Below are 25,465 nucleotides of genomic sequence, written 5' to 3' on the forward strand. Positions count from 1 at the left end.
CCACACCCACGCACACTGAAGGGACTTTCCCATGACCATTTCGACCAATCTCACCGGCGGCATCGACGTAGGCAATGGCTACGTCAAAGGAATCATCCGCGGACCGCTGGGTTCCGGTGGCTCCGATGGCGATGAGATCGACCTTCCCAGCGGCGTGGCACTTATCACCCGTTCCAATGCGCTGCCAACACCGGACCGGGAAGCGCCGGCCCGGATGGAGGGCGACTTTTACAACGAATTGGATGTGAGCTTCGAATCGACACTGATCGGCGACACGTACCGGCGCCTCTTCGGCTTGAGGGCCCTGAGCGCCCAAGGAGCGTTTGAGGAATTCGATGTCATTGGCCATCGGAGCAAAGCCCAGCAGGAACTGAGCAAGATCCTGGTCATGGGCGTGTTCGCAGCCAAGGCGGTCCGTGACCACGTGCGCGCCAACGGCTCATTGCCCCCGGGTGAGGAAGTCCTGAGTGTGCGTGCACGGGTGGCACTGGCGCTGCCCATCGATGAATACCTTTCGCACCGGACCAGCTATGCCGCGGAGTTCATGAACGGCGTCCACACGGTGACGGTGCACAATTTCGAGACGCCCGTGACCGTCAAGCTGCGCTTCATGGACGTGCAGGTCATACCGGAAGGCGCCTCCGCCCAATACGCGATCACCGCCAAGGGCGAGCCCTTGATGGAAGCGATGCTTGCCGATGTCCGCCGTCGGGGCCTTGCCCTGGACGGCATCACTCCGGGAGATGTCCTGGCCGCGCAGCACACCATCGGCATCGACATTGGCGAAGGAACCGTGAATTTTCCGGTTTTCACAGCGGGCCAGTTCAACGCCGATGCGTCCACGACGTTCAAGAAGGGTTACGGATCGGTGCTGACCGATGCCATGAAGGCCATGCGGGACCGCGGATTCCAGACCGGGTTCACCTCCCGCAAGCAACTCTCGGAGTACCTGCATGCCGGGCCGTCGCGGTTGAAGCTGAATTTTTACGACCGCGTCAAGGCATTCGTCGACGAAGAGACCATGTTCTTCGCGAAGGAAGTTGCCGAGCAGTTCGGCCGGGTCTTGGCCGTGGTAGGCGCCACCACGGAGGTTGCCTACGTCTATGGCGGGGGAGCCGGGGCCGGAGCTGTCAAGGAGTACCTGTACAGCGCTCTCCTGGCCAAGGCTGCGGAGATGAACAGCGAGGATTCATTCCCCACCCTGTACCTGGATTCGAGCTACTCACGGCACCTCAACCGCGAAGGCCTCTATATCGCGGCCGAAGCGGTGGAGCGGAAAGCCGTGACGGTACCAACCAGCAAGCGGAGCAGCAAGCGTGCTGCGGTGGATGAAACCGTCGCGGGGGAGGCTGCACCGGATGAGGCCACAGTCCACGGAGCCGCGGGGCTGGCCGACGCTGTGGTGTAGGCCTTGGTGCGGGCAACTAAGGAAGCCGCCGGCGTCGCGTGTCCAGTGACAAAGGCGGGATGGCCTCGTAGAGGGGCACGCGCACCCAGCGTTGGCCGGTTTCCCTGAACTCGGCACGGCCGGCGAAACGGTACAGGAAGCTGCGCGCCCGCACCCAGCGCGGCCGTTCGCCGTCGAAGGGGTCATGGCGAAGCAGTCCCAGCGTCGGCGCGTCGGCCGCCAGGAGCTTGTCCAGGAAAGCGTAGAACCAGTCCTCGTGGACGGTTCGCAGGGGCAGGAACCACATGAGCCAGTCCAGACGGAGGTGATAAGGCGCCCACTGCCGCGGCAACCGGCGGACATCACCGGGCTTGCCCTTGAATCCGTACTCCAGCCATCGATCGTCCGGCGCGTCCGGTTGCTCGTCCAGCGTCCCCTCCACCACCACCTCGACGCGTTGCTTGGTGACCGTCCCGAACGCTCCGTAGGCGTTGACCAGGCGCCACCGGTTAAAGCTTGCATTCATGAGCTGCCTGCGCGAAAACAGGTTGCGGAGCGGGCGGTAGCTGAGCACCAGCAACAGTGCCGTCACGGCCAGTACGACGCCGGTCCACCAGATCGGGGATTGGGCGCCCGGGTGCCACTCAAGTGGAATGAAGGGGAACACCGCGTGCGCCACGGGGTCGCTCACGGCAGCGAACGCCAAGACGATGGCCGCCCAGTTGAGCCAGGCGAAATTGCCGCTGGCCACCAGCCATAGCTGGGTGACGATGATGATCCCTGCGGCGATGCCTGCCAGTGGCTGGGGTGCGAACAGGAAGAAAGGGACCACCAGTTGGGCGATGTGGTTGCCGGCCACTTCCACCTTGTGCAAGGGCCGCGGGAGCAGGTGGGCCTGGCGGCTCAGCGGCCCGGGCATGGGCTGGGTCTCGTGGTGGTAGAACATGGCGGTCATGTCCCGCCACTCCCTTCCGCCGCGGATCTTGATCATGCCGGCGCCGAACTCCAGCCTGAAAACGAGCCAAACGATCAGGAGCAGGACGGTGGTGGGTGGGGGAGTCTGGTCCGAGCCAAGGAACGCCACGGTGAAACCTGCCTCCAACAGGAGGATCTCCCAACCGAAACCGTAGAAGGTTTGGCCCACATTCACGATCGACATGTACAGGAACCACACGGCAAGGAACGCCAGCATGGGCACCCACGGCGGCCCTGCCTGTGGGACACCGAGCACAAGCGTCGCCGAGACCGCCAGGCCCACCCAGCAGACCAGGCGCAACAGCCGGTCCGAGTAGCGCCAGCGGAAGAGGGTGGGCCTGCCCATCCGCCGCGCCAAGTCCGGAACCGGAAGCAGGCCGCGCTCGCCCAGGAGTACCGGGAACTGGTTCAACGTGGACAGGAAGGCGAGGAAGTACAGCGCGGCGGTTCCACGTTGCAGGACCTGCCTCGCGAGCTCGTAATCCCGTGCGTCGACCCAGGAAAGCCACTCCACGATCCCCACGCTACGCCCGCGGGGCCGGCGGTCAACAGGGTGTCCACCTGCGGGTGCCGTGGCGTTCACCGGGCACCGCGGCTACTGGGATACTGGAAGCATGCAGCCGCGAAAGATCGTCATCCTCGGGTCCACCGGTTCCATCGGCACACAGGCCATCGAGGTGATCGACGCCGCGCCGCACCTCTTCGAAGTAGTGGCCCTGAGCGCCGGTGGCGGGAACCCCGAACTGATCGCGCAGCAGGCCGTCCATGTCCGCGCCCAAGCCGTTGGAATCGCCACCGGCGACGGCGGCCAGCTGCGGCAGCTGATCGCCGCATTCGCGGCCTCCGCGGGACTGGGTGCCTATGAACCGGACATATACGTGGGGCCGGACGCGTCTACCCACATTGCCGCCATCGCCTGCGATGTGGTCCTTAACGGTATTACCGGATCCATTGGGCTTGCCCCAACGCTGGCGGCCCTGGGGTCGGGCGCCACGCTGGCGCTCGCCAACAAGGAGTCCTTGATTGTTGGCGGCGCCTTGGTGAAGGCGGCCGCCCGGCCGGACCAGATTGTTCCCGTGGATTCGGAGCATTCCGCCATCGCGCAGTGCCTGCGTTCCGGCACGGCCGACGAAGTGGACAAACTGATCCTCACGGCTTCCGGTGGTCCGTTCCGCGGACGAACGCGGGAGCAACTCCAAGAGGTCACACCGCGGGAAGCGCTGGCCCACCCCACCTGGGACATGGGCCTGATGGTCACTACGAACTCCGCCAGCCTGGTGAACAAGGGGCTGGAAGTGATCGAGGCGCACCTGCTCTTCGATGTTCCCCTGGACAGGATCGACGTGGTGGTACATCCCCAGTCGGTGGTCCACTCCATGGTCCAGTTCGTTGACGGCTCCATCATCGCGCAGGCCTCACCGCCGGACATGCGCCTGCCCATAGCGTTGGGCCTTGGCTGGCCGGACCGGGTGCCACGCGCTGCCCAGGCCTGTGACTGGACGCAAGCCACCAGTTGGACCTTCGAGCCCCTGGACTCTGTGGCGTTTCCGGCCGTTGACCTGGCCAAGGACGCCGCGAAGCAGGGGAGTACGTTCCCGGCGGTGTTCAACGCAGCCAACGAGGAAGCCGTGGAGGCGTTCCATGCCGGCCGAATCCGCTTCACGGACATCGTGGATACTGTGGAGTCCGTCCTCAGCGAACATGCAGGGTCCTCCGAGCTAACAGTGGAGTCGGTGCTGGATGCTGAGGTGTGGGCACGCGCCCGTACCCACGATCGTTTAGCCACCAGCACCTCATAGCCATAGCCATACCTACCCAGCCTTGATGGAAGCAGTCCCAGCCGCATGAGTCCCGTCCTTCTCTTCATCCTCGGAGTCGTTTTCGTCGCCATCGGCGTCGCTGTCTCCATCGCGCTTCACGAAGTGGGCCACTTGGTTCCCGCGAAGCTCTTCAAGGTGCGCGTGACCAAGTACATGATTGGCTTCGGTCCCACCCTGTGGTCCCGCAGGAAGGGTGAAACCGAGTACGGGTTCAAAGCACTTCCGCTCGGCGGATACGTGGCGATGATCGGCATGTACCCGCCCAACAAGGAAGACGGCGGTGTCCGCCCGTCCAGTACGGGCATGTTCCAGACCTTGGCTTCCGAAGCCCGCTCCGTGGCGCACGAGGAAGTTGGCCCCGGCGACGAGAACCGGGTGTTCTACAAGCTGCCGGTGTGGAAAAAGATCATCATCATGCTCGGCGGTCCCGCCATGAACATGCTCATTGGCCTGGTGCTCACGGCCGTCCTCCTCATGGGATTCGGTACCGCGCAGGCAACCACCACTATCGCCGACGTCTCCAAATGCCAGGTGGCCGCAGGGCAGACCGTGGACCCGGATTCCGCCGACTGCAAGCCCACCCCGGCCGCGGCGGCAGGACTCCAGCCCAACGACACCGTCAAGACCTTCGACGGAAAACAGGTCACCAGTTGGGACGAGCTCACTGGCTGGATCCGGGCTTCCGCAGGCAAGGAAGTTCCCATCACGGTGGAACGCAATGGGTCCGTCGTCTCCACCACAGTCACTCCGGTACTCTCGTCCCGCCCGGTCATCGGTACCGACGGCCGCCAGGAGCAGGACGCCAGCGGCGTCCTGAAACACCAAGAGGTCGGGTTCCTGGGCATTGGCGCCCAAAGCGCCTTGGTGCCCCAACCGGCGTCGAGCGTTTTGCCCATGGCCGGGGAGAACATCAAGCAGATCTCCGGTGTGATCTTCAACCTGCCCGCCAGAGTGGTGGGTGTCGCCAAGGCCGCCTTCAGCGAAGAGCCCCGGGACCCGAACGGCCCCATCAGCGTGGTGGGCGTGGGCCGCGTGGCCGGCGAGGTCGCAGCCATGGAACAGGTGCCGTTGCAGGCCCGGATCGGAACGTTGGTGGGGCTGCTTGCGGGCCTCAACTTCGCCCTGGCGATCTTCAACCTCATCCCCTTGCTTCCGCTGGATGGCGGCCATGTGGCCGGTGCGCTCTATGAAGGCGTTCGACGCCGGGTGGCCACCTTGCGCGGCAAGCCTGACCCCGGGGCGTTCGACATCGCCAAGCTCCTCCCGGCGACCTACGTCGTGGCCGCGCTCCTGATGGCCATGGGTGCGCTGTTGATCTACGCGGACATCGTCAAGCCGGTCAACATCTTTGGCTAGGCCGATTGGCGGGGCCTTCCGATGGCGGATCATGCGGCGGACCGGGATAGGCTAACTCCATGACTGTTTTCGCTGTTGAGTATGTGTACGTCGCCGAATCCGGCGCCCTCCGCGATGAAGCCCGCCCCGCCCACCGAGCCTGGCTCGGCGACTTGGCTGAAGAGGGCAAGCTCCTCGCAAGCGGCCCGTACGGTGACGGCGCAGGCGCGCTCCTCGTCTTCAAGTCCCAGGATGAGGCCGAACTCAATGAACTCCTGAAGAAGGATCCGTTCGCGGACGCTGGTGCCATCGCCGGAATCCGCACCACTGAATGGTCCCCGATCATCGGCCTCCTCTCGGACCACGTGTCCTAGTCCGGGCATCCCACCACCAGATACACCCCAAACCCAAGGAGTCCACGTGACCTCGGTCAGCCTGGGAATGCCAGCAGCCCCACCACCCGTCCTTGCCCCACGCCGTAAGACGCGGCAAATCAAGGTTGGATCCGTTGGTGTTGGCTCCGATTACCCCATCAGCGTGCAGTCCATGACCACCACGCCCACCACGGACATCAACGCCACGCTCCAGCAGATCGCCGAGTTGACGGCCTCCGGATGCGACATTGTCCGGGTTGCGTGCCCGTCCGCGGACGACGCCGAGGCGTTGCCGATCATCGCCCGCAAGTCCCAGATCCCCGTGATCGCGGACATCCACTTCCAGCCGAAGTACGTGTTCGCCGCGATCGAGGCAGGCTGCGCAGCGGTCCGCGTCAACCCGGGAAACATCCGCAAGTTCGATGACCAGGTCAAGGAAATCGCGGCCGCTGCCAAGGACCACGGCACGTCCATCCGGATCGGGGTGAATGCCGGCTCGCTGGAGCCCGGCATCCTCAAGAAGTACGGCAAGGCCACTCCTGAAGCATTGGTTGAGTCGGCAGTCTGGGAAGCCTCGCTGTTCGAGGAACACGGCTTCCACGACTTCAAGATCTCCGTGAAGCACAACGATCCCGTGGTGATGGTTGCCGCCTACGAGATGCTCGCAGAGAAGGGCGACTGGCCCCTGCACCTCGGCGTTACTGAAGCCGGCCCGGCGTTCCAGGGAACCATCAAGTCGGCCACCGCCTTCGGAGCTTTGCTGTCCCGTGGCATCGGCGACACCATCCGCGTCTCCCTCTCCGCACCGCCGGTGGAGGAAATCAAGGTGGGCAACCAGATCCTGCAGTCCCTGAACCTGCGTCCGCGCAAGCTGGAGATTGTGTCCTGCCCGTCGTGCGGCCGCGCCCAGGTGGATGTCTACACCTTGGCCGAGCAGGTGACCGCCGGCCTGGAAGGCATGGAGATCCCGTTGCGCGTGGCCGTCATGGGCTGTGTGGTCAACGGACCGGGCGAGGCCCGCGAAGCAGACCTTGGCGTGGCCTCAGGCAACGGCAAGGGACAGATCTTCGTGAAGGGCGAAGTCATCAAGACCGTGCCCGAAAGCCAAATTGTTGAGACACTGATCGAAGAGGCGATGCGCATCGCCGAAGAGATGGGGGAGGCCGATGGCGAAGATGCTGTCAAAGGTAGCCCCGTGGTTAGCGTCTCGTAACGGGACTGGCCTGGGCGTCAGGGTGCTCGGCGGTGCCGACACCCTGGCCCTTCGCGCGCTTGCGAACCAAGATCCCGTAGCCAATGTCTTCATCCTCGCCCACCTGGACAGCGTGGGGACGGCTGCGCCCACCAGCGGTGGAGCCAGCGTCATCGGCGTTTTCGACGACGACCGGCTCCTGGGAGCTTGTTGGGCGGGGGCCAACCTGGTTCCCGTGCAACTGGACCCAGAATGGGTGGGCGACGTGGCAGCAGCAGCCCATCAATCGGGTCGCCGTTATGCATCTATCTTCGGGCCTGCGGAAACCGTGCTGGCCCTTTACTCACGGTTTGAACAATTGGGCCACTATGCCCATGAGGTCCGTTCCCGGCAACCGCTCCTGACCATTTCGGGTGCGCCGGCTATTCCAGCCAACCCGTCGCTCACATTCGGTACCATGGCGGACTTCGAGCTCATCCTTCCGGCCTGCGCCGCCATGTTCGAGGAAGAAGTGGGGTACTCGCCGTATTTGGGCGGCCAGGACTTCTACAGCCGGCGTGTCGCAGGGCTCATCCGGCAAGGCCATTCCCTGGTTCACATCGATGCCCGGGGCACCGTGGTGTTCAAGGCCGAACTTGGTGCCGTCACGCAGGACGTCACGCAGGTGCAGGGCGTCTGGATGAATCCGGAACTCCGTGGCCGCGGCCAAAGCGCAGGCTACATGGCCGCCGTCGTCAATCTTTCCCGGACCTTCGCTCCGGTGACGAGCCTTTACGTGAACGACTACAACTCGAAGGCCCGGGCAAGCTACGAGCGGGTGGGCTTCAAGCAAGTGGGAACGTTCGCGACTGTGTTGTTCTAGGCCCGGTTCCTTTTCCGCGCGTTGCAACTTGTAGTCTTATCCCGCTGACGTTCGTCAGCACATCACTCGACTTTCCTTTGGGGAACAAATGAATAAGAATGCTCTGCGCGGATTCGCCGTGTCAGGACTGTTGGTCATGGGGCTCACCGCATGTGGCGGGGCAGGCACGTCCACGGATGCAGCATCCGCTCCCGCCAGCGAACCGGCGACTGCGACACCTACGCCGTCGCCAACGGAAGTGCCGTTCCGGTCATACACCAAGGCGGAGTTGGCCAGCATCGTGGGCGACGTCCGCGACAGCAAGGACACCCGGCTCATGGTGATGCCTGAGGATCGAATGACGGACACCTTGAAGCAGGTCAAGGACCTCGTTGCCAACGCCACCGTGGAGCCGGCCATGTGTGCCGATTTCGTCACGGGTGGCGGGGTTCAACTCCAGGAGGGGGCGACGCTGAGCATCGGCGCTTCGGCGAGTTCGACGGCCGAATCTGCCCAACTCCTGTCGCTGTTCTCCGGCGTGGCCGAAGACAAGGTCAAGGCTGTGGCGCAGAACAAAGCCAAGGAACTGGAATCGTGCGCGTCCATCCAGATGGGCGTGATGGGGCAAACGGTTGAGGCCACCACCAAGAGCCTGCCCACCTCCGCGAAGACTCCCGGCGCGGTTGCCTACCTCACTGTCTCCTCCGGGGCTGGGCTGTCACAGACCCAGCTGTTCCTCTCGGCAGTCAAGAGCGGTGTTGTGTTGGTTGCCCAGTCCACGGGTACAAAGGTTGCCGACACGGACCTTCCCAAACTCGAGGGGATGCTGGACCAGGCCGCGGACCTCATCAAGTAACGCCAACCGCTAAGCAGCACATGCCGTCAAGGATTCAGGACGGCATGTGCTGCTGCGTTTGAGCTGCTCAGTCCAGTTCGCCCGTGAGGTACCGGTGGATGGTGGGAGTCACCATGCGCACCACGTCTTCTTCAGTGGCCGATGCCAAGGGCTCCAGCCGTACAACGTAGCGGGCCACCATGAGGCCGATCAGCTGCGAGGCCACCAGGTTGCCGCGGAGCTTGGCTTCCTGCTCGTCCACGGGAAGGCCTGTGGCGATCCGGGCCAGGACCGTCCTGCTCACCATTTCGCGGAGGAGTGCCGTCTTTGCCTTGGAGCCGATGGTGCCCCTGACGAAGGCCACCAAAGCGTGCTGCGCGGGCCCTTCCCACAGCCGCAGGATCGCTTTGACGATTGCCTCGGCGCGGGCGGAAGGGTCAAGGGCATCGACGCCGGCCAGGACCTCGGCGGGGTTGGCGGGCAACTCCACGCTCGCGGCAAAAAGTTCGTCCTTGCCTTTGAAGAAGTGGTGCACCATGGCCGGATCCACGGAAGCTTCTCGGGCAACCTGGCGCAGGCTGGTGCCATCGAATCCCTGCTCGGCGAACAGCTTGCGGGCAGCCGTGAGGATCGCCTCCCTGGAATGGTCGCCGGCTCCCCGTCGGCCCCGGCGCAGGGGCTGCAGGCTCATGCAGTCTGCCTCCGTAGTGTCAGTGAGGCAAGGACCAGGACTCCCACCACGATTGCTCCCATCACCAGCGTGTCCTGCCAGAGTACCTGTGTTGCGTCGGTATTCCCGGCGATCTCCTGCAGCGCGTCCACGGAGAAGGTCAAGGGCAGGACTCCGGAGATGGCGTCGAGGACGTCATTCATGTGGTCGCGTGCCACGAACAGGCCGCACAACAGGATCTGCGGCACCACCACAACCGGCATGAACTGCACGGCTTGGAACTCGGTCCGGGCGAAGGCTGAACACAGCAGTCCCAAGGCAACGCCCAGCACGGCGTTGATGACGGCGATCATCACCACCAAACCGGGGCTGCCCTTGATGTCCAGATTGAAGACCCAGTAGGCCACTGCCGTGGCCACCAACGACTGCAACGCGGCCATGATGGAGAATGCCAGGGCATAGCCGAACAGCAGGTCGGCCTTGTGGATGGGCGTGGTAAGCAGCCGTTCCAGCGTCCCCGACGTCCGCTCGCGGAGCATGGTGATCGACGTGACCAGGAACATGACCACGAAGGGGAAGATTGCAAGCATCATGAGCCCAACACGGTCGAAGGTGCGCGGGACGCCCGGAGGCAGGGTTTCATTCTCGAAAAGGAAGTACACCGCCGCGAGCAGCAGGGCCGGCACCACCAGGATGAGGCCAACGCTGCGGTGGTCGTGGCGCAATTGGCCCAGGACCCTGGCAGCGGTGGCCAACGTCATGCGCGGATTCATGATGCCACTGTCCTTTCGTGACGGCCCAGGGCAGGGGCCGAAGTCCCCGGCCCTTCCTTGATCAGGGTCAGGAACGCCCGTTCCAGGTCTTTGCTCCGACCACGTTCGGCGAGTTGGTCCGGAGTCAGTTGTGCCAACAGCAGTCCGTCGCGCAGCAGCAGGAGCGAGGAACAATGAGATGCCTCTTCCATGACGTGGCTGGACACCAGCAGCGTGGTGCCGGTCTCCGCCATGGCAGCGAAGCGTTCCCAAAGTTCCGCGCGCAGCACCGGGTCCAGCCCCACAGTCGGTTCGTCCAGGACCAGCAGTTGTGGGCGGGACACCAGCGCGCACGCCAGCGACACACGGCTGAACTGTCCACCGGACAGGTCGGCGGCCTTCCGACGGGCAAAGTCCTGGAGCCCGACGGCGGCAATCGCCCCGGCGGCGTCGGCCGCCGTCGCGCTGTGCATGGCTCCGAAGTACCTGACGTTGCCCTCAACACTCAAGTCCCCGTAGACGCTGGCGCCTTGGGTGACGTAACCGACGTCGTGCCTCAGTGCCGCGCTCCCGGCAGGCAGTCCCAGGACGGTCAGGGAGCCGTGGGTGAGGCGCTGGACGCCGACTATGCCGCGCATGAGCGTTGTCTTGCCGCTGCCGGATGGGCCGAGGAGCCCCGTGATCCGACCACTGCCAACGGTGAAATCGAGACCGCGGATAATCCTGGTCCGGCCACGGGAGATGTGAAGTCCTGATGCTTCGATCGCACTGGCCTGCGTCCCTCCAGCGTGCTTTGCAACCCGGGACATGGCGACCTCCGCACCGATAATTCACCACCTGATGAAATAAAAGTATGTCCGTGTGCCTCCCCGGTCAAGGCTGGATCATGCCCGGGAATCCTTGAAAAGGTGTCTCCAATCACATACATTCGTCCCTAGCCGTGTCGTTGGGGTGCGGGTGGCTAGGGGGAAACATGACTTTGACCTTGAAGGTTGCCACGCGCAGCCGCGCCATCCGTGAGTTCGGCAATGACCAATGCTTCCCAGTCGCAGGCGATCCCATTCCGCTGGAGGGAATGGGGGACTAGTCCCAGGACAGAGTCTGCGGCCGGCCGGCCGTTGAGCCACGCCATTGCAGGATGACCAGCCGGATTCGGCCAGGGGCTTCCAGACGCGAGGGCGTGGCTCTTCTGTGTCCCGCGTTCCAGAGGGGCGCCGCGCAGCCGGTAGATTAGTACACAGTTCTTTTTGCCCTGACTGCCATAGAAACGGATAGGTACCCGTGGTCCTTCGCCTTTCCCAGTTGTTCCTGCGCACCCTGCGCGAAGATCCCGTCGACGCCGAGGTGGCCAGCCACAAGCTCCTGGTCCGTGCCGGCTACATCCGCCGCGCTGCCCCCGGCATCTACACGTGGTTGCCCTTGGGCCTGAGCGTGCTGCGCAAGGTGGAGGAAATCGTCCGCCAGGAGATGGCAGCCATCGGTGCGCAGGAAGTGCATTTCCCGGCGCTCCTTCCCCGCGAACCCTATGAGGCCACCAACCGCTGGACCGAATACGGCGAAGGCCTGTTCCGCCTCCAGGACCGCAAAGGCGCCGACTACCTCCTGGCACCGACGCACGAGGAGATGTTCACGCTGCTGGTCAAGGACCTGTACTCGTCCTACAAAGACCTGCCTCTGAGCATCTACCAGATCCAGAACAAGTACCGCGATGAGGCACGTCCCCGGGCGGGCCTCCTCCGCGGCCGCGAGTTCATCATGAAGGACTCATACTCCTTCGACGTCGACGACGCCGGCCTGGACGCCAGCTATGCGGCCCACCGTGCTGCCTACCTCAAGATCTTTGAACGGCTCGGCCTGGAGGTTATTCCGGTCGCGGCCACGGCCGGTGCCATGGGCGGCTCCAAGAGCGAAGAGTTCCTGTTCCCCACGGAGATCGGCGAGGACACCTTTGTGCGCTCGGCGGGCGGTTACTACGCCAACGTCGAGGCCGTCACCACGGTTGTTCCGGCCGACATCGACTTCAGCAACGCCCCCGCAGCGGAGGTGTTGGACACCCCGGATACTCCCACCATCGAAACGCTGGTGAACGCAGCCAACCAGCTCGCGCCCCGCAGCGAGGCCGACGGCGGCGCCTGGTCTGCCGCTGACACGCTCAAGAACGTCGTCCTCGCCGTCACGCTCCCCACGGGTGAGCGCCAGATCGTGGTCATCGGCGTTCCGGGCGACCGTGCCGTGGACCTCAAGCGGGTTGAAGCGAACATCGGGGCCTTCCTGCCGATCGCCGGCGAGATCCAGCTCGAGGCTGCGAACGAGGAAGACCTCAAGAAGCTGCCGTGGCTGGTCAAGGGCTACATCGGCCCGGGTCTGTCCTTGGCAGAACCCGTCCTTGGCCTGGAAGGTTCCTCGAAGCTCCTGTTCCTGGTTGACCCCCGTGTGGTCTCCGGAACTGCCTGGGTCACCGGCGCCAACCAGGACGGGAAGCACGTCTTTGGGCTCGTTGCCGGCCGCGACTTCACGTGGGACGGCGTCATCGAAAGCACGGAGGTCCGTGCCGGTGACGAGGCCCCCGACGGCTCCGGCCCGCTGGAAACCGCACGTGGCATCGAGATGGGGCACATCTTCCAGCTTGGCCGCAAGTACGCCGAAGCGCTGGACCTCAAGGTCCTGGACCAGAACGGCAAGCAGGTAGTGGTGACCATGGGCTCCTACGGCGTGGGTGTTACTCGCGCCGTCGCAGCCCTCGCCGAAGCCAACCATGATGACCGTGGATTGGTTTGGCCGCGAACGGTGGCCCCCGCCGACGTCCACGTGGTGGCCGTTGGCCGTGGCGACGAAATCTTCGAGGCCGCGGAGAAGCTGTCCGCCGAGTTGCAGGACGCCGGACTGGACGTCATCTACGATGACCGCCCCAAGGTTTCCCCGGGCGTGAAGTTCGGCGATGCCGAGCTCCTGGGCGTCCCCACCATCCTGGCCGTCGGCCGCGGACTGGTTGACGGCGTCGTGGAGATCAAGGACCGCCGCAGCGGCGACGCCGAGAACGTTTCGGTGGACAAGGCCGTGGACTACGTGGTCAACGCCGTCCGCGGCCGTTGATCTCCGGCTTCGAGTCGATCCAGCTCACCACGGTCATCCTGATCGTGGTGGCTGGATTCGCTGCCGGCTGGGTTGATGCGGTGGTGGGTGGCGGAGGACTGATCCAGCTTCCGGCACTGCTCCTGGTCCCGGGCATCACGCCCGTCCACGCCCTGGCCACGAACAAGATGGGCTCCATCTTCGGCACTACTACGAGTGCCGTGACCTTCTACCGGCGTGTCGGTCCCGACCTTAAGACGGCCATCCCCATGGCCATTATCGCTTTGGCCGGAAGTTTTGGCGGAGCCATCCTGGCTGCGTCATTGCCGTCCAGCGTCTTCAAGCCCATCATCGTGGTGGCTCTCATCGCCGTCGCGGTCTTCACGGCACTGCGCCCCAATGCCGGCGAGCTGACGGCGCTCCGGCACGATGGCCACAAGCATTATGTGGTGGCATGCCTGATCGGGGCAGCCATCGGCTTCTATGACGGCCTGATTGGCCCCGGAACGGGCTCGTTCCTGGTTATCGCCCTGGTGTCGGCCATGGGGTACGCGTTCCTCGAAGCCAGCGCCAAGGCCAAGATCGTCAACATGGCCACCAACGCCGGGGCTTTGATCTTCTTCCTGCCGCATGGCTCCCTGCTGTGGGGACTCGGGCTGGTGCTGGGCGTGTCCAACATGGCCGGCGGCTACCTCGGTGCCCGGACGGCCGTCGGCAGGGGAAGCAGCTTTGTCCGCATTGTTTTCCTGATCGTGGTTGCCGCGCTCATCATCAAGCTTGGCGTGGACATCTGGAACGACAACTTCGCGTAGGGCTCAGGTGACCGCTTCGCCCGGACCAGGGAGGTCGTGCGCGGACGGGAGACCCGCCAGTGTTTTTCCGGCGAGCGTACTGGCCACCCAGAGGGAACGGGCCAGATCGCCGGCATGCCGTGGTTTCCGGGCGTACCACAGGGCATTCCCAACCTCCCGTGCAACACCCCACTGCCGGGCAGTTTCCGGGTCCAGGCCCGCGGCGAGGCTGAAGTCGGCACACCGTTCCCGCAAAGCTGCCTCGGGATAGCTGCGCGGGAGGTCCTTGATACGGTTCCACAGGACAGGCGCAACCGCGAACTCGGCTTCGCCGACCTGCGGCTGCGGGTCGATCGCGAGGTATTCGCCGCCGTCGTGCTCCGCCAGGACGTTCATGTAGTGCAGGTCGGTGTGTACCAGTACATCCCTGCCGGAACGGCGGCCAACCGCTCCCCGGGTCTGGCAGACCTCGAGGGCTGCCTCCAGCAGCCAGCGGGGAAACGGACGGTTGAGCTGTTCCCAGTCCTGCGGCAGTTCATCGCTCCAACGCTCCGCCGTCGCGGCCACGTGCTCGAACGCCCGCCACTGTGGCCGCTCGTCGGGGCTGATGGAGAGGCGCCGCACAATGCCACCCCAGGCGTCGCGGGCCACGTCCAGGGGAACGTCCTGCAGCCACGCAGAAGCATCAAGGCGCTCGAGCAGCATGGAGCAACTGCCGGCATCCGACTCCAGCATCCGTACGGCCCCGTGGCCGTTCCACAGGGTCAACGCATGGCGCTCCACCAACGCCTCGTCGTGGGGGTAGGCGATCTTGAGGGCGCCCTGGACGCGGTCCCGGAGGACAGGAACAACCAAGGCACCGTGGCCGCTCCAGGGTTCGGTTCCGGGGGCCAGGTCAACCGTCAGGTCCCACCGGTCCAGGGAGTCCCGGATGAGCCCAGGCAGGCTTGCCAGCCAGTCACGTCCCGCGGAGTCGCGGTTGTACCTGGCGTGCAGGTCGCCCGGGATGGGGATCATGGCGTGGATTCTCACGCGATCAGCCTAGCGCCGCGGAGCTCCCGTGCTGTCAGAAAACGCCGCTGGCGCCCAACAGGCTGCCGATGGAGAACGTGGCTGCCAGCGCCAAGGCACCGCCCAGGACCACCCGCGCAGCCGCCCGGAACCTGGATGCGCCGCCGATCCACGCGCCCACGGCACCCGTGACCGCCAGGGCGAGCAGCACTGCGGCGAACGTCAACGGCACCCGGAGGCCGGGAGGCGGAAGGAGGATGGCCAGCATCGGGAGGATGGCTCCGAGCGTGAAGGCGACCGCGGAAGCGAGGGCAGCATTCCAAGGGCTGACGATGTCGTCCTCCTGAATGTTCAGCTCGGCGGACAAGTGGGCGGCCAAGGCATCATGCTCGGTCAACTCGCGGGCCACGGTGCGGGCGGTCGCAGCGCTGAGGCCCTTGGCCCGGTAGATCGCAGTGAGCTCCTCCAGCTCTTCCTCAGGCTGTTCGGCGAGTTCCCTGCGCTCCTTTTCAATGAGGGCCTTCTGGGTGTCGCTTTGGCTGCTCACCGAGACGTACTCGCCCAGGGCCATGGAAATCGCACCACCTACCAGCCCGGCAGTCCCGGCGGCCAGGATGCTGCCAGTGTTGGTGGTAGCACCGGCCACGCCCACCACGATCGCTGCAACCGAAACGATTCCGTCATTGGCCCCGAGGACGCCGGCGCGCAACCAATTGAGCCGGTGGGCGAGGTCGTCGCGGTGTGGTTCGTTCTCGTGCATCGTGGCAGGTTCTGTTGAAGCCATGCTCCAAGCCAAGCACCGCCATGCCGTCTCCGCCAGCATGGCAAGGCTGGCCTACCCCGGCGTGGATGCGGGGGTAGGCAGCTGCGGCAGGTCGCCGTCGTCGAGCTTGAGCCCCGGCAGCGGGGGCTGGGCAGAGCCCCATGCCGCGCCGCGGCGGGCAGCGGCCAGGAGCGATTCCACGGCCCACTCGCGGGTGGGACCGGTGGACAGGGCCACGAGATCGCCGAACACCGGCAGGGATTCGATTTCCAAAGTGCCCAGTGCCGCGGCAGGGTCTCCGGCGAACTGCGTTGAGAGGCTATAGCCGGCCTCCCGGTTGGGAACGTCTCCGCAAGTGAGCCGGATGAGGGATTCAGCCTGTTCCAAGAGGCGCTCATGGGTGGTGAGCGCCTTGGCGGCGGTCACCGCTGCCGTTGCATCCAGGCGCTTGAGTGCTACCTGGTGGACGTAGACGGCCTGGTGCTCGGACCGCACTGCGGCGGCCAGGGCGGCGTCCGTCGTGGCTGCTGTGGGCTCCGGCGTCGGGCTCACCGAGGGGCACGGGGTCCTTGCCTGCGCGGACGCTGTTGCTTTGGTCTCCGGACCAGCGGTGGGAAGGGGGAGCTTCAACAGGCTTGCCAGCCGTTCGGCGTCCAGGACCTGGGCGGTCCCGACGGCGGCGAGCAGCCGGGCGATTCCGGCGTCGGCCTGCTTGGCGTCCTCGAGCCGCTTCCGGCCGCTCGCGGCCAGGTCCGCGATGAAGGAAGGCGCCGTTGGTTCCGCGGCCCTGGCACTGCTGGAAACAGGGGAGGAAGGGCCGGATACTACCGGGGACAACAGGGCCCGGGCATGCGTTGTCAGCAATGTCACAGAACCCGTCCAGGTGCCCGCTCCGACACCGGAGGAGGGCGAGGCAGCGAGCGAGGAGGCCGAATCACGAAGCGCGAGGGCGTCGTTGAAAGCGCTGCTCCGTGCTGCCTCCGTGAACGAAACGGCCGCCGGAGCCCCGGAATCCCGGGGAACAAGGACCATGCCCGTGCCGATCACGAGCAGGGCGACGATCGCAACGAGCGCAATCCGGACCCAGCGGCGGGGTGGCCGTTTTTCACTTGTTTGCTCGTTCACAACACACCATGGTGTCACGTGTGCGGCGAACTCCGTGCACCATGTTGTTCTGAAAATCGTTAGGCTAGTAGTCACAACAACATCTATCGGGAGGCGGCGGGCAGCGTGAGTGACTCGGAAGCCACGACTTCAACAGACCGTACTGACACCAACTCGACGGCCACCATCCGCAACCCGGAAGAAAGCAGGCTCAAGGCCCTGCTCGAACCGGCTGTCCTGGCCAACCGGCTCTACCTCGAGGATGTTGCCATCCACGTTGCAGGCTCGCACCGCACCGTCCACGTCGTGGTGGACCTCCCGCAGGAAGAAACCGGGGGAGTGAGCCTGGATGCGATCGCGGACGTTTCCCGCGGCCTGTCCGACATCCTGGACAACGACCCCCAGGACGACGGGCGCCCCTATGACCTCGAGGTTTCCTCACCCGGCGTGGGCCGCCCTCTGACCGAACCCCGCCACTGGCACCGCGCCCGCGGGCGGATGGTCAAAGTCAACGTCATCCAGGGCGAGAACCTCACCGGCCGCATCGCCTCGGTGGAGGATGATGCCGTGACGCTCATCCCCGAGCATGAGGTCAAGAAGGGCATGAAACCCAAGCAGGGTGACCCCATCACCATTCCTTTCGACAGGATCCGCCACGGAAAAGTCGAGATTGAATTCAGCCACCTCCACGAGGCCGGGCTGGCAGACGAACACAATGGACCTTCCGAGGAGGCCTAATGGATATTGATATGAGCGCACTGAGGCTCCTGGAGCGTGAGCGTGAAATCCCGCTGGACCTCCTGATTCCCACCATCGAGCAAGCCTTGCTGGTGGCCTACCACAAGACGCCCGGCGCCTTTGAGAAGGCCCGTGCCGAACTGGACCGCAAGAGTGGCCACGTCACCATTTGGGCTACCGAGCTGGACGACGACGGCGAGGCCGTGGGCGAGTTCGAGGACACCCCGGCCGGCTTTGGCCGGATCGCAGCCAGCACCGCACGCCAGATCATCCTCCAGCGACTGCGCGATGTTGAGGATGACAACGTGCTGGGTGAATTCAAGGGCCGCGAGGGCGAGCTCGTCGCAGGCATGATCCAGCAGGGCAACAACCCGCACATGATCCAGGTCAACCTCGGCACCGTTGAGGCGCTGCTTCCGCCGCCGGAACAGGTCCCCGGCGAGAAGTACCTCCACGGCAGCCGTCTCCGTGCCTTCGTGGTGGACGTCCACCGCGGGGCCAAGGGGCCGTCCATCACCTTGTCCCGATCGCACCCGGGGCTTGTCCGCAAGCTCTTCGAAATGGAAGTTCCGGAGATCGCGGACCGTTCGGTGGAGATCGTGGCCCTGGCCCGCGAGGCCGGCCACCGCACCAAGATCGCGGTGAAGGCCAACGCTGCCGGCGTCAACGCCAAGGGTGCCTGCATCGGTGAAATGGGTTCACGTGTCCGCGCTGTCATGACCGAACTCAACGACGAAAAGATCGATATCGTCGATTTCAGCGACGACGCCGCCACTTTCATCGCCAACTCACTGTCGCCGTCAAGGGTGACTTCGGTCACCATTACGGACGAGGCCACCCGTTCAGCCCGCGTGGTAGTCCCGGATTACCAGCTTTCACTGGCCATCGGCAAGGAAGGCCAGAACGCCCGGCTCGCGGCGAAACTGACGGGCTGGCGGATCGACATCGTCTCTGACGCTGCGCCGGCGAAGACCGACTAGGAGAGCCGGTGCGGCGCGTCTGCGCCGCGCTGGACCGACCCTCGGTTTCGGCTGTCAGGGGCAGGGGGCTAGAATAGATGGAACCGGGCTTACGTCCGGTATCCGTTCGTAGAGGGGCATGCGCAGCTGTGGGACACATCGTGGCTGAACTGCCTGAGCACGGCGATGGCCACGCGGCTGGGCCCGTGCGCACCTGTATCGGATGCCGGAAGCATGGCTCCCGGTCCGAGCTTTTCCGGCTGGTCGCCCAGGGCAGCGGTTCTCCCGTTGTCGTAGTGGATGAACGACGCCGGATGGCCGGCAGGGGTGCGTGGCTGCACCCCAACGAAAAGTGCCTGGCATTGGCGATCAAGCGGCGCGCTTTCGGGAGGGCCCTTGCGGGCGTAACCGAAATCACCGCCGTCGAACGCCGTTTCGTGTCCGGCATGCCACTTGTGGAGGCTCCGGCCGCCACAGGAAAACCGTCCAAACCTGAAAGCGGGTCAGAAATCTGATGGAAACCCGATGAGTTCCCAGCGATGAGTGCGTAACGATGACAACTTTGTTGCGCTCTGCAAAGGGCCTTTCCGCCGTGGAAGCGGCAAGGGCCCGCAGTAAGAAGTAGACGGTTCGTGCCTGGCTCGGTGCGGACCGAGACAGGAGAAATGTGGCCAAGGTCCGCGTACATGAGCTCGCCAAAGAGCTCGGTATCACTTCCAAAGATGCAGTAACCAAACTGCAGGAATTGGGCGAATTCGTTCGCTCCGCCTCGTCAACCATTGAGGCCCCCGTCGTGAAGAAGCTTCGCGACGCCTACCCGGGTGCAGGTGCCGCAAAGTCGGCAGCACCCGCCGCCCCCGCTGCAAGCCGTCCCGCAGCGCCGGCTCCGTCCCGTCCGGCCGCTCCGGCGCCGGGTCCGGCAACCCCCAAGGCTCCGGCCGCTTCGGCTCCGGCGGCCCCGGCAGCTCCTGCTGCTCCCGCCCCGTCGGCTCCGGCAGCACCGGCAGCCCCGGCAGCCTCCACGCCGGTGTCCGCAAAGCCCGGTGCCCGTCCTGCTCCCAAGGCAGACGCCCCGGCCCAGGGACGTTCCGGCGGCGGCCAGGCTCCACGCCCCGGTGGTCCGCGCCCCGGAAACAACCCGTTCGCCACCTCGCAGGGCATGCCCCGCGGCCGTGGTGGCGATGGCGAGCGTCCGCCGCGTCCGGGCAACAACCCGTTTGCAACGTCCCAGGGCATGCCCCGTCCGGGCGGCCGCACTGAAGGCGAACGCCCCGGTGGTCCGCGTCCCGCGGCCGGTGCAGGCGGTCCCCGTCCGGCAGCCGGTTCCGGTGGCCCGCGTCCCGGTGCTCCGCGTCCCGGCGCTCCCCGCCCGGGAGCTCCGCGTCCCGGCGGTGGCCCTGGCGGAAACCGTCCTACTCCGGGCATGATGCCCAACCGCACTGAGCGTCCGGCCCCCACGGGTGGCCGTCCCGGTGGCCCCGGCCGTCCGGGTGGTCCCGGCCGTCCGGGTGGCGCTCCTGGTGGAGGCACCGGTGGCGGAGCTCCCGCCGGCGGTGGCTTCGGCAAGGGTGGCCGCGGTCGCGGTGGCACGCAGGGTGCCTTCGGCAAGGGCGGCGCAGGCCGTGGCAAGCAGCGCAAGTCGAAGCGCGCAAAGCGCCAGGAACTGGAGCAGATGAGCGCTCCGTCGCTGGGCGGCGTAACCGTACCCCGCGGCGATGGCCAGACCATCATCCGCTTGCGTCGTGGTTCCTCCATCACCGACTTCGCCGAGAAGATCGATGCCAACCCGGCCTCGCTGGTGACCGTGCTGTTCCACCTCGGTGAAATGGCAACGGCTACCCAGTCCCTCGACGAAGACACCTTCGCCTTGCTCGGTGCCGAACTCGGCTACAAGCTGCAGGTTGTCTCGCCGGAAGACGAAGAGCGCGAGCTGCTCGACTCGTTCGACATCGACCTCCAGGGTGAACTGGATGCCGAAGGCGACGACGTCCTTGAGGCGCGTCCGCCGGTAGTGACCGTCATGGGCCACGTTGACCACGGTAAGACCCGCTTGCTTGACGCCATCCGCAACTCCAACGTTGTGGCCGGCGAGCACGGTGGAATCACCCAGCACATCGGTGCTTACCAGATCAGCCACGTCCACGAGGGCACTCCGCGCGACATCACCTTCATCGATACCCCGGGTCACGAGGCGTTCACCGCCATGCGTGCCCGTGGTGCCAAGGTCACCGACATCGCGATCCTGGTTGTCGCAGCCGACGACGGCGTCATGCCGCAGACGGTTGAAGCGTTGAACCACGCCCAGGCCGCCGAGGTGCCGATCGTGGTTGCCGTGAACAAGATCGACAAGGAAGGCGCCAACCCTGACAAGGTCAAGGGCCAGCTGACCGAGTACGGCCTGGTTCCCGAGGAATACGGTGGCGACACCATGTTCGTGGAGGTCTCTGCCCGCCAGAACCTCAACATCGACGAACTGATCGAAGCCGTCCTCCTCACCGCGGACGCTGCCCTGGACCTGCGTGCCAACCCGGACAAGGACGCTCGAGGCATTGCCATCGAAGCGAACCTGGACAAGGGCCGCGGTTCCGTGGCCACCGTCCTGGTGCAGTCCGGTACCTTGGCCGTCGGCGACACGATCGTTGCCGGCACGGCCCACGGCCGTGTCCGTGCGATGTTCGACGAGAACGGCGAGGCACTCGATGTCGCCCTGCCGTCCCGCCCGGTCCAGGTCCTCGGCCTGTCCAACGTGCCGCGTGCAGGTGACACCTTCCTGGTGACGCCGGACGAGCGTACTGCCCGCCAGATCGCCGAGAAGCGTGAAGCTGCGGACCGCAACGCTGCCCTGGCCAAGCGCCGCAAGCGCATCAGCCTGGAAGACTTCGACCAGGCAGTCGCCGAAGGCAAGATCGACACCCTCAACCTCATCCTCAAGGGTGACGTTTCCGGTGCCGTGGAAGCCCTCGAAGACGCCCTGCTCAAGATCGACGTGGGAGACGACGACGTTCAGCTCCGTGTCATCCACCGCGGTGTGGGTGCCATCACGCAGAACGACGTCAACCTGGCGACGGTGGACAACGCCATCATCATCGGCTTCAACGTCAAGCCTGCCGAGCGAGTGGCCGAACTGGCCGACCGCGAAGGCGTGGACATGCGCTTCTACTCCGTCATCTACGCAGCAATCGATGACATCGAGATGGCCCTCAAGGGCATGCTCAAGCCGGAGTACGAGGAAGTCCAGCTGGGCACCGCCGAGGTCCGCGAAGTGTTCCGTTCTTCCAAGTTCGGCAACATCGCCGGCTCGATCGTCCGCACGGGCATCATCCGCCGTAACACCAAGGCACGCGTCAGCCGCGACGGCAAGGTCATCGGTGACAACCTCACCGTCGAGACCCTCAAGCGGTTCAAGGACGACGCCACCGAAGTCCGTACCGACTTCGAGTGTGGTATTGGCCTGGGCTCGTACAACGACATCGCCGAAGGCGACATCATCGAGACCTTCGAGATGCGCGAGAAGCCGCGCGTCTAGGTTCCGTTCGGAGCGGGTCCGCCAGGGTTGTCCCGGCGGGCCCGTTCCGTTCCCGTTTCTACTTTCCAGGAGGAAGTCATGGCTGATCCGGCACGCGCTGCCAAGTTGGCACAACGGATCAAGGTGGTGGTTGCCGAGGCACTCGGCCGTCGGGTCAAGGATCCGCGCGTCGATCCCATCACAGTAACCGACGCCCGCGTCACCAACGATCTCCAGCACGCTACCGTCTACTACACGGTGTTCGGCGACGAGGTTGCCCACACGGATGCCGCAAAGGCCTTGGAGAAGGCCAAGGGTGTCCTGCGGCAGGAAGTCGGCCGCAACATCACGGTGCGGCTGACCCCCACCCTCGAGTTCGTGGCCGACCAGATTCCGGTCAACGCCTCGAACCTTGAGGAACTGTTGCGCGAGGCCAAGCGCCGCGACGCCGAAGTAGCCGCCTTGGCTGCCGGGGCAAAGCACGCGGGCGAGGCCGATCCCTACAAGGGCGACTCCGCGCAGGAGATCGACGAAGACGACTTCGACGAAGAGGACACGGACCTCTCCGACGACGACGACCTCGACGAGGACGCCAACCGCTAGCAAGCAGCATCCAAGGGCCGGTTCCCCGTGCAGGGAGCCGGCCTTTCTGCTGCCCGGCATCGCTAAGATCAGTGCATGTCGGCTCACAGTGACCAGCAGCGGAACGAATACCTTGAACGTGCCATCGGGCTTGCCGTCCGGAACGTGTCCGACGGCGGTGGTCCATTTGGCGCCGTCGTGGTGACGCCGGACGGCACAGTGCATGAGGGAGTGAACCGTGTCACCCGGGACAACGATCCCACCGCCCACGCGGAAGTCGTGGCGATCCGCCGCGCAGCAGCGGAGACCCGAACGTTCGATCTCAGTGGTTCGGTGCTCTATGCCAGTTGCGAACCGTGCCCGCTCTGCTTGTCCGCCACCCTGTGGGCCAGGATCGGGCGGGTGTACTTTGCCGCGGACCGGCACGGTGCCGCGCGTGCAGGCTTCGACGACGCCCTGTTTTATGAATACTTTGCGGGCGAACGCCCTGGGTTGCTCCCCGTGGAGCATTCGCCGCTGGCCTCAGCAGACTCGCCATTCGACGCGTGGCGGCGGAACGCCGGACGCACCGACTACTGAAGGCTCGACGGCGGCGTCCCGGTTCAGCAGCCCGGCGCCAATTACGCCCGGGCAGGCAGGCGACGGACGCCGTCGAGCAGGTCCGCCTGGCTGCCGCACAACGCAACCCTGATCCAGCCTTCGCCAATGGACCCGAAAGCCGTCCCGGGTGCGAAGGCGACGCCGGACTCGGCCAGGAAGCTGCGCACCCAGGCCCGGACGTTGCCGCCGCTCACATGGGACACATCGGCCCACAGGTAGAAGGCGCCCTGGGCTCCCAGGAACGGAATTCCCTTGGCCGCAAGGATGGCCGAGGCCGCGTCACGGTTTCCCCGGTAGTGCCTGCGCGCTTCTTCGACATAGTCCTGGGGGCCGGTCAAAGCCGCCAAGGCCGCGTACTGGGATGGTGAAGCGACGCAGGAGACGATCGACTCCATGACGTTGTTCATGGTCTTCTCCAAGCCTGGTGGACAGACCAGCGCGCCAATGCGGAGGCCCGTGAGTCCGTAGGTCTTGGAGAGGGTCAGTGACGTAAAGACGCGGGCCTTGCCCGGAACATCGCTGTCGAAGCGGGCCGGACTCACGTGCGGTACGTCGAAGGTGAAGGCCTCGTAGCATTCGTCCGAGATGACCCACAGGTCATGCTTTGCGGCCAGTTCCACCAGCAGGCGCATCGCGTCCTCGCTGATCACCGCGCCCAAGGGGTTGGAGGGCGAATTCAGCATCAGGACCTTGGTGCGCGGCGAAATGAGTGCCTCGATGTCCTCGATATGCGGCTGGAAGTCGTTCTCCGGATACAGCGGGTAATGCACGGGTTCCGCATGCAGGAGGTGGCTCGTCATGGCGAACGTGGGGTAGCCGGGATTGGGGATCAGGATCTCGTCGCCGGGGGAGAGCAGCATGCTCATCACGAAGTGCAGGCCCTGCTGGGCGCCATCAACCACGTAGACGCGGTCCGCCTGGACGTCCACGTGCTGGTGCGCCCGGAACCTTGCGGCGAACGCTTCGCGCAGTGCCGGGATGCCGGCGTTGGGAGTGTAGTTGGTCTCATCCCGGTCGAGGCAGGCGATTCCGGCATCCAGGACGTGCCGGGCCAGCGGAAACCCGGGTTCGCCGATGCTCAGGACGATCGCGCCGGGCGTGGACCACGCCGCCTCGGTGATTTCGCGGATCTGGTTCACGGGGACGTCTCGGACGTGCTCGGCAAGCTCAGGCATGGGAGCCATCCTAGCCACCCATATACTGGTAAGCGTGCTTTCTGGACTGGTGATCGTTGACAAACCGCAGGGATGGACCAGCCATGATGTGGTTGGACGGATGCGGCGGCTGGCCGGTACCCGGAAAGTGGGCCATGCCGGCACGCTCGACCCCATGGCTACCGGGGTCCTCGTCCTTGGCATCAATAAGGCCACGCGCCTCCTGACGTACATCGTGGGCACGTCAAAGACCTATACCGCCACCATTCGGCTCGGCGAAAGCACCATCACGGACGACGCCGAAGGCGACGTCACTGAGGCACGGAGCGCCGCGGACGTCACCGACGACGCGATCGCTGCAGGTGTTTCTGCCCTGACCGGACCCATCCAGCAGGTGCCCAGCAGTGTCAGCGCCATCAAGGTCAACGGCGAGCGTTCGTACGCCCGCGTCCGGTCCGGCGAGGAAGTAAAGCTGGCCGCCCGGCCGGTGACCATCCACCGTTTTGAGGTCCACGGCATCGAAAGGATCGACGGCGGCAGGGTAGTGGACGTCGACGTCACCGTGGAATGTTCTTCCGGAACGTACATCCGGGCGTTGGCCCGCGACCTCGGTAACGCCTTGGGCGTGGGCGGCCATTTGACGGCCCTCCGACGCACGCAGGTTGGTCCGTACGGCATTGGGCAGGCCCACACGCTTGAGCAGCTCGCCGAAGAGTTGGATGTGCTGGAGATGTCCGTCGCGGCACGCGCCCTGATGGCTAACCGCGACCTCACCGAGGACGAAACCACTGAGATTTCGTTCGGCCGCCGCATTGCTGCCGGCCCGGGCGCCGGAACGGCTGCGGCTGCTACCTCGGAGAATCCTGCCGCAGCGTTCGCGCCGTCGGGAGAGCTTGTTGCGCTCCTGGCTGATACAGGGAGTTTCGCCAAGCCGGTGCTGGTCTTCGCGCCGGGAACGGGCCAGGGAACAAATGCCGGCGCCGGAACGGGGTCGGACAACTAATC

The 25,465-nt window shown here is 65.2% G+C and carries 24 protein-coding genes; 16 read left to right on the forward strand and 8 right to left on the reverse strand.

The window, feature by feature from the left end; translation table 11 throughout:
* The first annotated feature begins 31 nt into the window (after window positions 1-31).
* The gene (locus ACIQTZ_RS17000) at window positions 32-1,408 is read left to right on the forward strand and encodes a hypothetical protein (protein ID WP_402982430.1); all 1,377 of its coding nucleotides are present in this window, start codon (window positions 32-34) and stop codon (window positions 1,406-1,408) included.
* 16 nt (window positions 1,409-1,424) lie between these two features.
* Here the strand turns inward: ACIQTZ_RS17000 and ACIQTZ_RS17005 are convergent, their stop codons facing one another.
* A complete protein-coding gene (locus tag ACIQTZ_RS17005) occupies window positions 1,425-2,876 on the reverse strand; it encodes a lipase maturation factor family protein (RefSeq protein WP_402982432.1) in 1,452 nt (483 codons plus the stop codon).
* A gap of 100 nt (window positions 2,877-2,976) precedes the next feature.
* Between ACIQTZ_RS17005 and dxr the strand changes: the two genes are divergently transcribed.
* The 6 genes from dxr to ACIQTZ_RS17035 all read left to right on the forward strand — a co-directional run bounded on the left by dxr (window position 2,977) and on the right by ACIQTZ_RS17035 (window position 8,780).
* On the forward strand, window positions 2,977-4,161 hold the full coding sequence (gene dxr, locus ACIQTZ_RS17010) for a 1-deoxy-D-xylulose-5-phosphate reductoisomerase (RefSeq protein WP_402982434.1): 1,185 nt from the start codon (window positions 2,977-2,979) through the stop codon (window positions 4,159-4,161).
* A 45-nt stretch (window positions 4,162-4,206) separates the two neighbouring features.
* A complete protein-coding gene (locus ACIQTZ_RS17015; protein ID WP_402982436.1) occupies window positions 4,207-5,538 on the forward strand; it encodes a M50 family metallopeptidase in 1,332 nt (443 codons plus the stop codon).
* 59 nt (window positions 5,539-5,597) lie between these two features.
* Window positions 5,598-5,891 (forward strand): YciI family protein, encoded by a 294-nt coding sequence (locus ACIQTZ_RS17020; protein WP_397323971.1) that lies wholly within the window; start codon window positions 5,598-5,600, stop codon window positions 5,889-5,891.
* Window positions 5,892-5,937: 46 nt separating this feature from the next.
* The gene (ispG, locus tag ACIQTZ_RS17025) at window positions 5,938-7,104 is read left to right on the forward strand and encodes a flavodoxin-dependent (E)-4-hydroxy-3-methylbut-2-enyl-diphosphate synthase (protein WP_387433889.1); all 1,167 of its coding nucleotides are present in this window, start codon (window positions 5,938-5,940) and stop codon (window positions 7,102-7,104) included.
* Entirely contained in the window at window positions 7,067-7,945 is an 879-nt protein-coding gene (locus tag ACIQTZ_RS17030; RefSeq protein WP_402982547.1) for a DUF4081 domain-containing protein, read from the forward strand. Before ispG ends, ACIQTZ_RS17030 begins: the two co-directional genes overlap by 38 nt.
* 88 nt (window positions 7,946-8,033) lie before the next feature.
* A complete protein-coding gene (locus ACIQTZ_RS17035; RefSeq protein ID WP_402982438.1) occupies window positions 8,034-8,780 on the forward strand; it encodes a hypothetical protein in 747 nt (248 codons plus the stop codon).
* Window positions 8,781-8,847: 67 nt separating this feature from the next.
* On the opposite strand, the gene ACIQTZ_RS17040 is transcribed toward ACIQTZ_RS17035, so the two are convergent.
* Genes ACIQTZ_RS17040 through ACIQTZ_RS17050 form a run of 3 tightly spaced genes read right to left on the reverse strand, consistent with a single transcriptional unit; the run spans window position 8,848 to window position 10,990 of the window.
* A complete protein-coding gene (locus ACIQTZ_RS17040) occupies window positions 8,848-9,450 on the reverse strand; it encodes a TetR family transcriptional regulator (protein WP_400331410.1) in 603 nt (200 codons plus the stop codon).
* Complete coding sequence (locus tag ACIQTZ_RS17045; protein ID WP_402982548.1) at window positions 9,447-10,190, reverse strand: ABC transporter permease; 744 nt, start codon at window positions 10,188-10,190, stop codon at window positions 9,447-9,449. Before ACIQTZ_RS17045 ends, ACIQTZ_RS17040 begins: the two co-directional genes overlap by 4 nt.
* A gap of 8 nt (window positions 10,191-10,198) precedes the next feature.
* Entirely contained in the window at window positions 10,199-10,990 is a 792-nt protein-coding gene (locus ACIQTZ_RS17050) for an ABC transporter ATP-binding protein (protein WP_402982440.1), read from the reverse strand.
* A 472-nt stretch (window positions 10,991-11,462) separates the two neighbouring features.
* Between ACIQTZ_RS17050 and ACIQTZ_RS17055 the strand changes: the two genes are divergently transcribed.
* Together ACIQTZ_RS17055 and ACIQTZ_RS17060 are read left to right on the forward strand one after the other, a co-directional pair.
* Entirely contained in the window at window positions 11,463-13,274 is a 1,812-nt protein-coding gene (locus ACIQTZ_RS17055; protein ID WP_402982442.1) for a proline--tRNA ligase, read from the forward strand.
* A complete protein-coding gene (locus tag ACIQTZ_RS17060) occupies window positions 13,271-14,065 on the forward strand; it encodes a sulfite exporter TauE/SafE family protein (protein WP_402982444.1) in 795 nt (264 codons plus the stop codon). The genes ACIQTZ_RS17055 and ACIQTZ_RS17060 overlap by 4 nt, the downstream gene beginning before the upstream one ends.
* A gap of 3 nt (window positions 14,066-14,068) precedes the next feature.
* On the opposite strand, the gene ACIQTZ_RS17065 is transcribed toward ACIQTZ_RS17060, so the two are convergent.
* The 3 genes from ACIQTZ_RS17065 to ACIQTZ_RS17075 are packed head-to-tail and all read right to left on the reverse strand — an operon-like array spanning window position 14,069 to window position 16,943.
* Window positions 14,069-15,061 (reverse strand): aminoglycoside phosphotransferase family protein, encoded by a 993-nt coding sequence (locus ACIQTZ_RS17065; protein WP_402982549.1) that lies wholly within the window; start codon window positions 15,059-15,061, stop codon window positions 14,069-14,071.
* A 49-nt stretch (window positions 15,062-15,110) separates the two neighbouring features.
* On the reverse strand, window positions 15,111-15,839 hold the full coding sequence (locus ACIQTZ_RS17070; protein ID WP_402982446.1) for a VIT family protein: 729 nt from the start codon (window positions 15,837-15,839) through the stop codon (window positions 15,111-15,113).
* Between the two features lie 51 nt (window positions 15,840-15,890).
* Entirely contained in the window at window positions 15,891-16,943 is a 1,053-nt protein-coding gene (locus ACIQTZ_RS17075) for a DUF4439 domain-containing protein (protein WP_402982448.1), read from the reverse strand.
* A gap of 105 nt (window positions 16,944-17,048) precedes the next feature.
* Between ACIQTZ_RS17075 and rimP the strand changes: the two genes are divergently transcribed.
* The 6 genes from rimP to ACIQTZ_RS17105 all read left to right on the forward strand — a co-directional run bounded on the left by rimP (window position 17,049) and on the right by ACIQTZ_RS17105 (window position 23,285).
* The gene (rimP, locus tag ACIQTZ_RS17080; protein WP_400271339.1) at window positions 17,049-17,660 is read left to right on the forward strand and encodes a ribosome maturation factor RimP; all 612 of its coding nucleotides are present in this window, start codon (window positions 17,049-17,051) and stop codon (window positions 17,658-17,660) included.
* The gene (nusA, locus tag ACIQTZ_RS17085) at window positions 17,660-18,640 is read left to right on the forward strand and encodes a transcription termination factor NusA (RefSeq protein ID WP_397323982.1); all 981 of its coding nucleotides are present in this window, start codon (window positions 17,660-17,662) and stop codon (window positions 18,638-18,640) included. Before rimP ends, nusA begins: the two co-directional genes overlap by 1 nt.
* 77 nt (window positions 18,641-18,717) lie before the next feature.
* Entirely contained in the window at window positions 18,718-19,134 is a 417-nt protein-coding gene (locus ACIQTZ_RS17090) for a YlxR family protein (RefSeq protein WP_402982450.1), read from the forward strand.
* A gap of 152 nt (window positions 19,135-19,286) precedes the next feature.
* Window positions 19,287-22,145 (forward strand): translation initiation factor IF-2, encoded by a 2,859-nt coding sequence (infB, locus tag ACIQTZ_RS17095; protein WP_402982452.1) that lies wholly within the window; start codon window positions 19,287-19,289, stop codon window positions 22,143-22,145.
* Window positions 22,146-22,223: 78 nt separating this feature from the next.
* Entirely contained in the window at window positions 22,224-22,727 is a 504-nt protein-coding gene (rbfA, locus tag ACIQTZ_RS17100) for a 30S ribosome-binding factor RbfA (RefSeq protein WP_402982454.1), read from the forward strand.
* A gap of 75 nt (window positions 22,728-22,802) precedes the next feature.
* Window positions 22,803-23,285, forward strand: coding sequence for a nucleoside deaminase (locus ACIQTZ_RS17105; protein WP_402943907.1), 483 nt, complete (start codon window positions 22,803-22,805; stop codon window positions 23,283-23,285).
* Between the two features lie 41 nt (window positions 23,286-23,326).
* Here ACIQTZ_RS17105 and ACIQTZ_RS17110 read toward each other — a convergent pair whose 3' ends face one another.
* Window positions 23,327-24,481, reverse strand: coding sequence for a pyridoxal phosphate-dependent aminotransferase (locus ACIQTZ_RS17110; RefSeq protein WP_402982456.1), 1,155 nt, complete (start codon window positions 24,479-24,481; stop codon window positions 23,327-23,329).
* Window positions 24,482-24,515: 34 nt separating this feature from the next.
* On the opposite strand from ACIQTZ_RS17110, the gene truB reads away from it, so the two are divergent.
* On the forward strand, window positions 24,516-25,463 hold the full coding sequence (gene truB, locus ACIQTZ_RS17115; protein ID WP_402982458.1) for a tRNA pseudouridine(55) synthase TruB: 948 nt from the start codon (window positions 24,516-24,518) through the stop codon (window positions 25,461-25,463).
* Window positions 25,464-25,465: the final 2 nt, after the last annotated feature.

The organism is Paenarthrobacter sp. NPDC090520, assembly GCF_044769205.1.
Classification (GTDB): domain Bacteria; phylum Actinomycetota; class Actinomycetes; order Actinomycetales; family Micrococcaceae; genus Arthrobacter.

Excerpts from the sequence above, each read along its gene's own strand:
- ACIQTZ_RS17090 (WP_402982450.1), top strand. The coding sequence starts at position 18,718 with ATGGAACCGGGCTTACGTCCGGTATCCGTTCGTAGAGGGGCATGCGCA.
- ACIQTZ_RS17035 (WP_402982438.1), top strand. The coding sequence starts at position 8,034 with ATGAATAAGAATGCTCTGCGCGGATTCGCCGTGTCAGGACTGTTGGTC.
- ACIQTZ_RS17045 (WP_402982548.1), bottom strand. The coding sequence starts at position 10,190 with ATGACGTTGGCCACCGCTGCCAGGGTCCTGGGCCAATTGCGCCACGAC.
- ACIQTZ_RS17070 (WP_402982446.1), bottom strand. The coding sequence starts at position 15,839 with ATGGCTTCAACAGAACCTGCCACGATGCACGAGAACGAACCACACCGC.
- ACIQTZ_RS17040 (WP_400331410.1), bottom strand. The coding sequence starts at position 9,450 with ATGAGCCTGCAGCCCCTGCGCCGGGGCCGACGGGGAGCCGGCGACCAT.
- dxr (WP_402982434.1), top strand. The coding sequence starts at position 2,977 with ATGCAGCCGCGAAAGATCGTCATCCTCGGGTCCACCGGTTCCATCGGC.
- ACIQTZ_RS17110 (WP_402982456.1), bottom strand. The coding sequence starts at position 24,481 with ATGCCTGAGCTTGCCGAGCACGTCCGAGACGTCCCCGTGAACCAGATC.
- ACIQTZ_RS17015 (WP_402982436.1), top strand. The coding sequence starts at position 4,207 with ATGAGTCCCGTCCTTCTCTTCATCCTCGGAGTCGTTTTCGTCGCCATC.
- ACIQTZ_RS17000 (WP_402982430.1), top strand. The coding sequence starts at position 32 with ATGACCATTTCGACCAATCTCACCGGCGGCATCGACGTAGGCAATGGC.
- ACIQTZ_RS17050 (WP_402982440.1), bottom strand. The coding sequence starts at position 10,990 with ATGTCCCGGGTTGCAAAGCACGCTGGAGGGACGCAGGCCAGTGCGATC.
- ACIQTZ_RS17030 (WP_402982547.1), top strand. The coding sequence starts at position 7,067 with ATGCTGTCAAAGGTAGCCCCGTGGTTAGCGTCTCGTAACGGGACTGGC.
- rbfA (WP_402982454.1), top strand. The coding sequence starts at position 22,224 with ATGGCTGATCCGGCACGCGCTGCCAAGTTGGCACAACGGATCAAGGTG.
- ACIQTZ_RS17020 (WP_397323971.1), top strand. The coding sequence starts at position 5,598 with ATGACTGTTTTCGCTGTTGAGTATGTGTACGTCGCCGAATCCGGCGCC.
- nusA (WP_397323982.1), top strand. The coding sequence starts at position 17,660 with ATGGATATTGATATGAGCGCACTGAGGCTCCTGGAGCGTGAGCGTGAA.
- ACIQTZ_RS17105 (WP_402943907.1), top strand. The coding sequence starts at position 22,803 with ATGTCGGCTCACAGTGACCAGCAGCGGAACGAATACCTTGAACGTGCC.
- ACIQTZ_RS17065 (WP_402982549.1), bottom strand. The coding sequence starts at position 15,061 with ATGATCCCCATCCCGGGCGACCTGCACGCCAGGTACAACCGCGACTCC.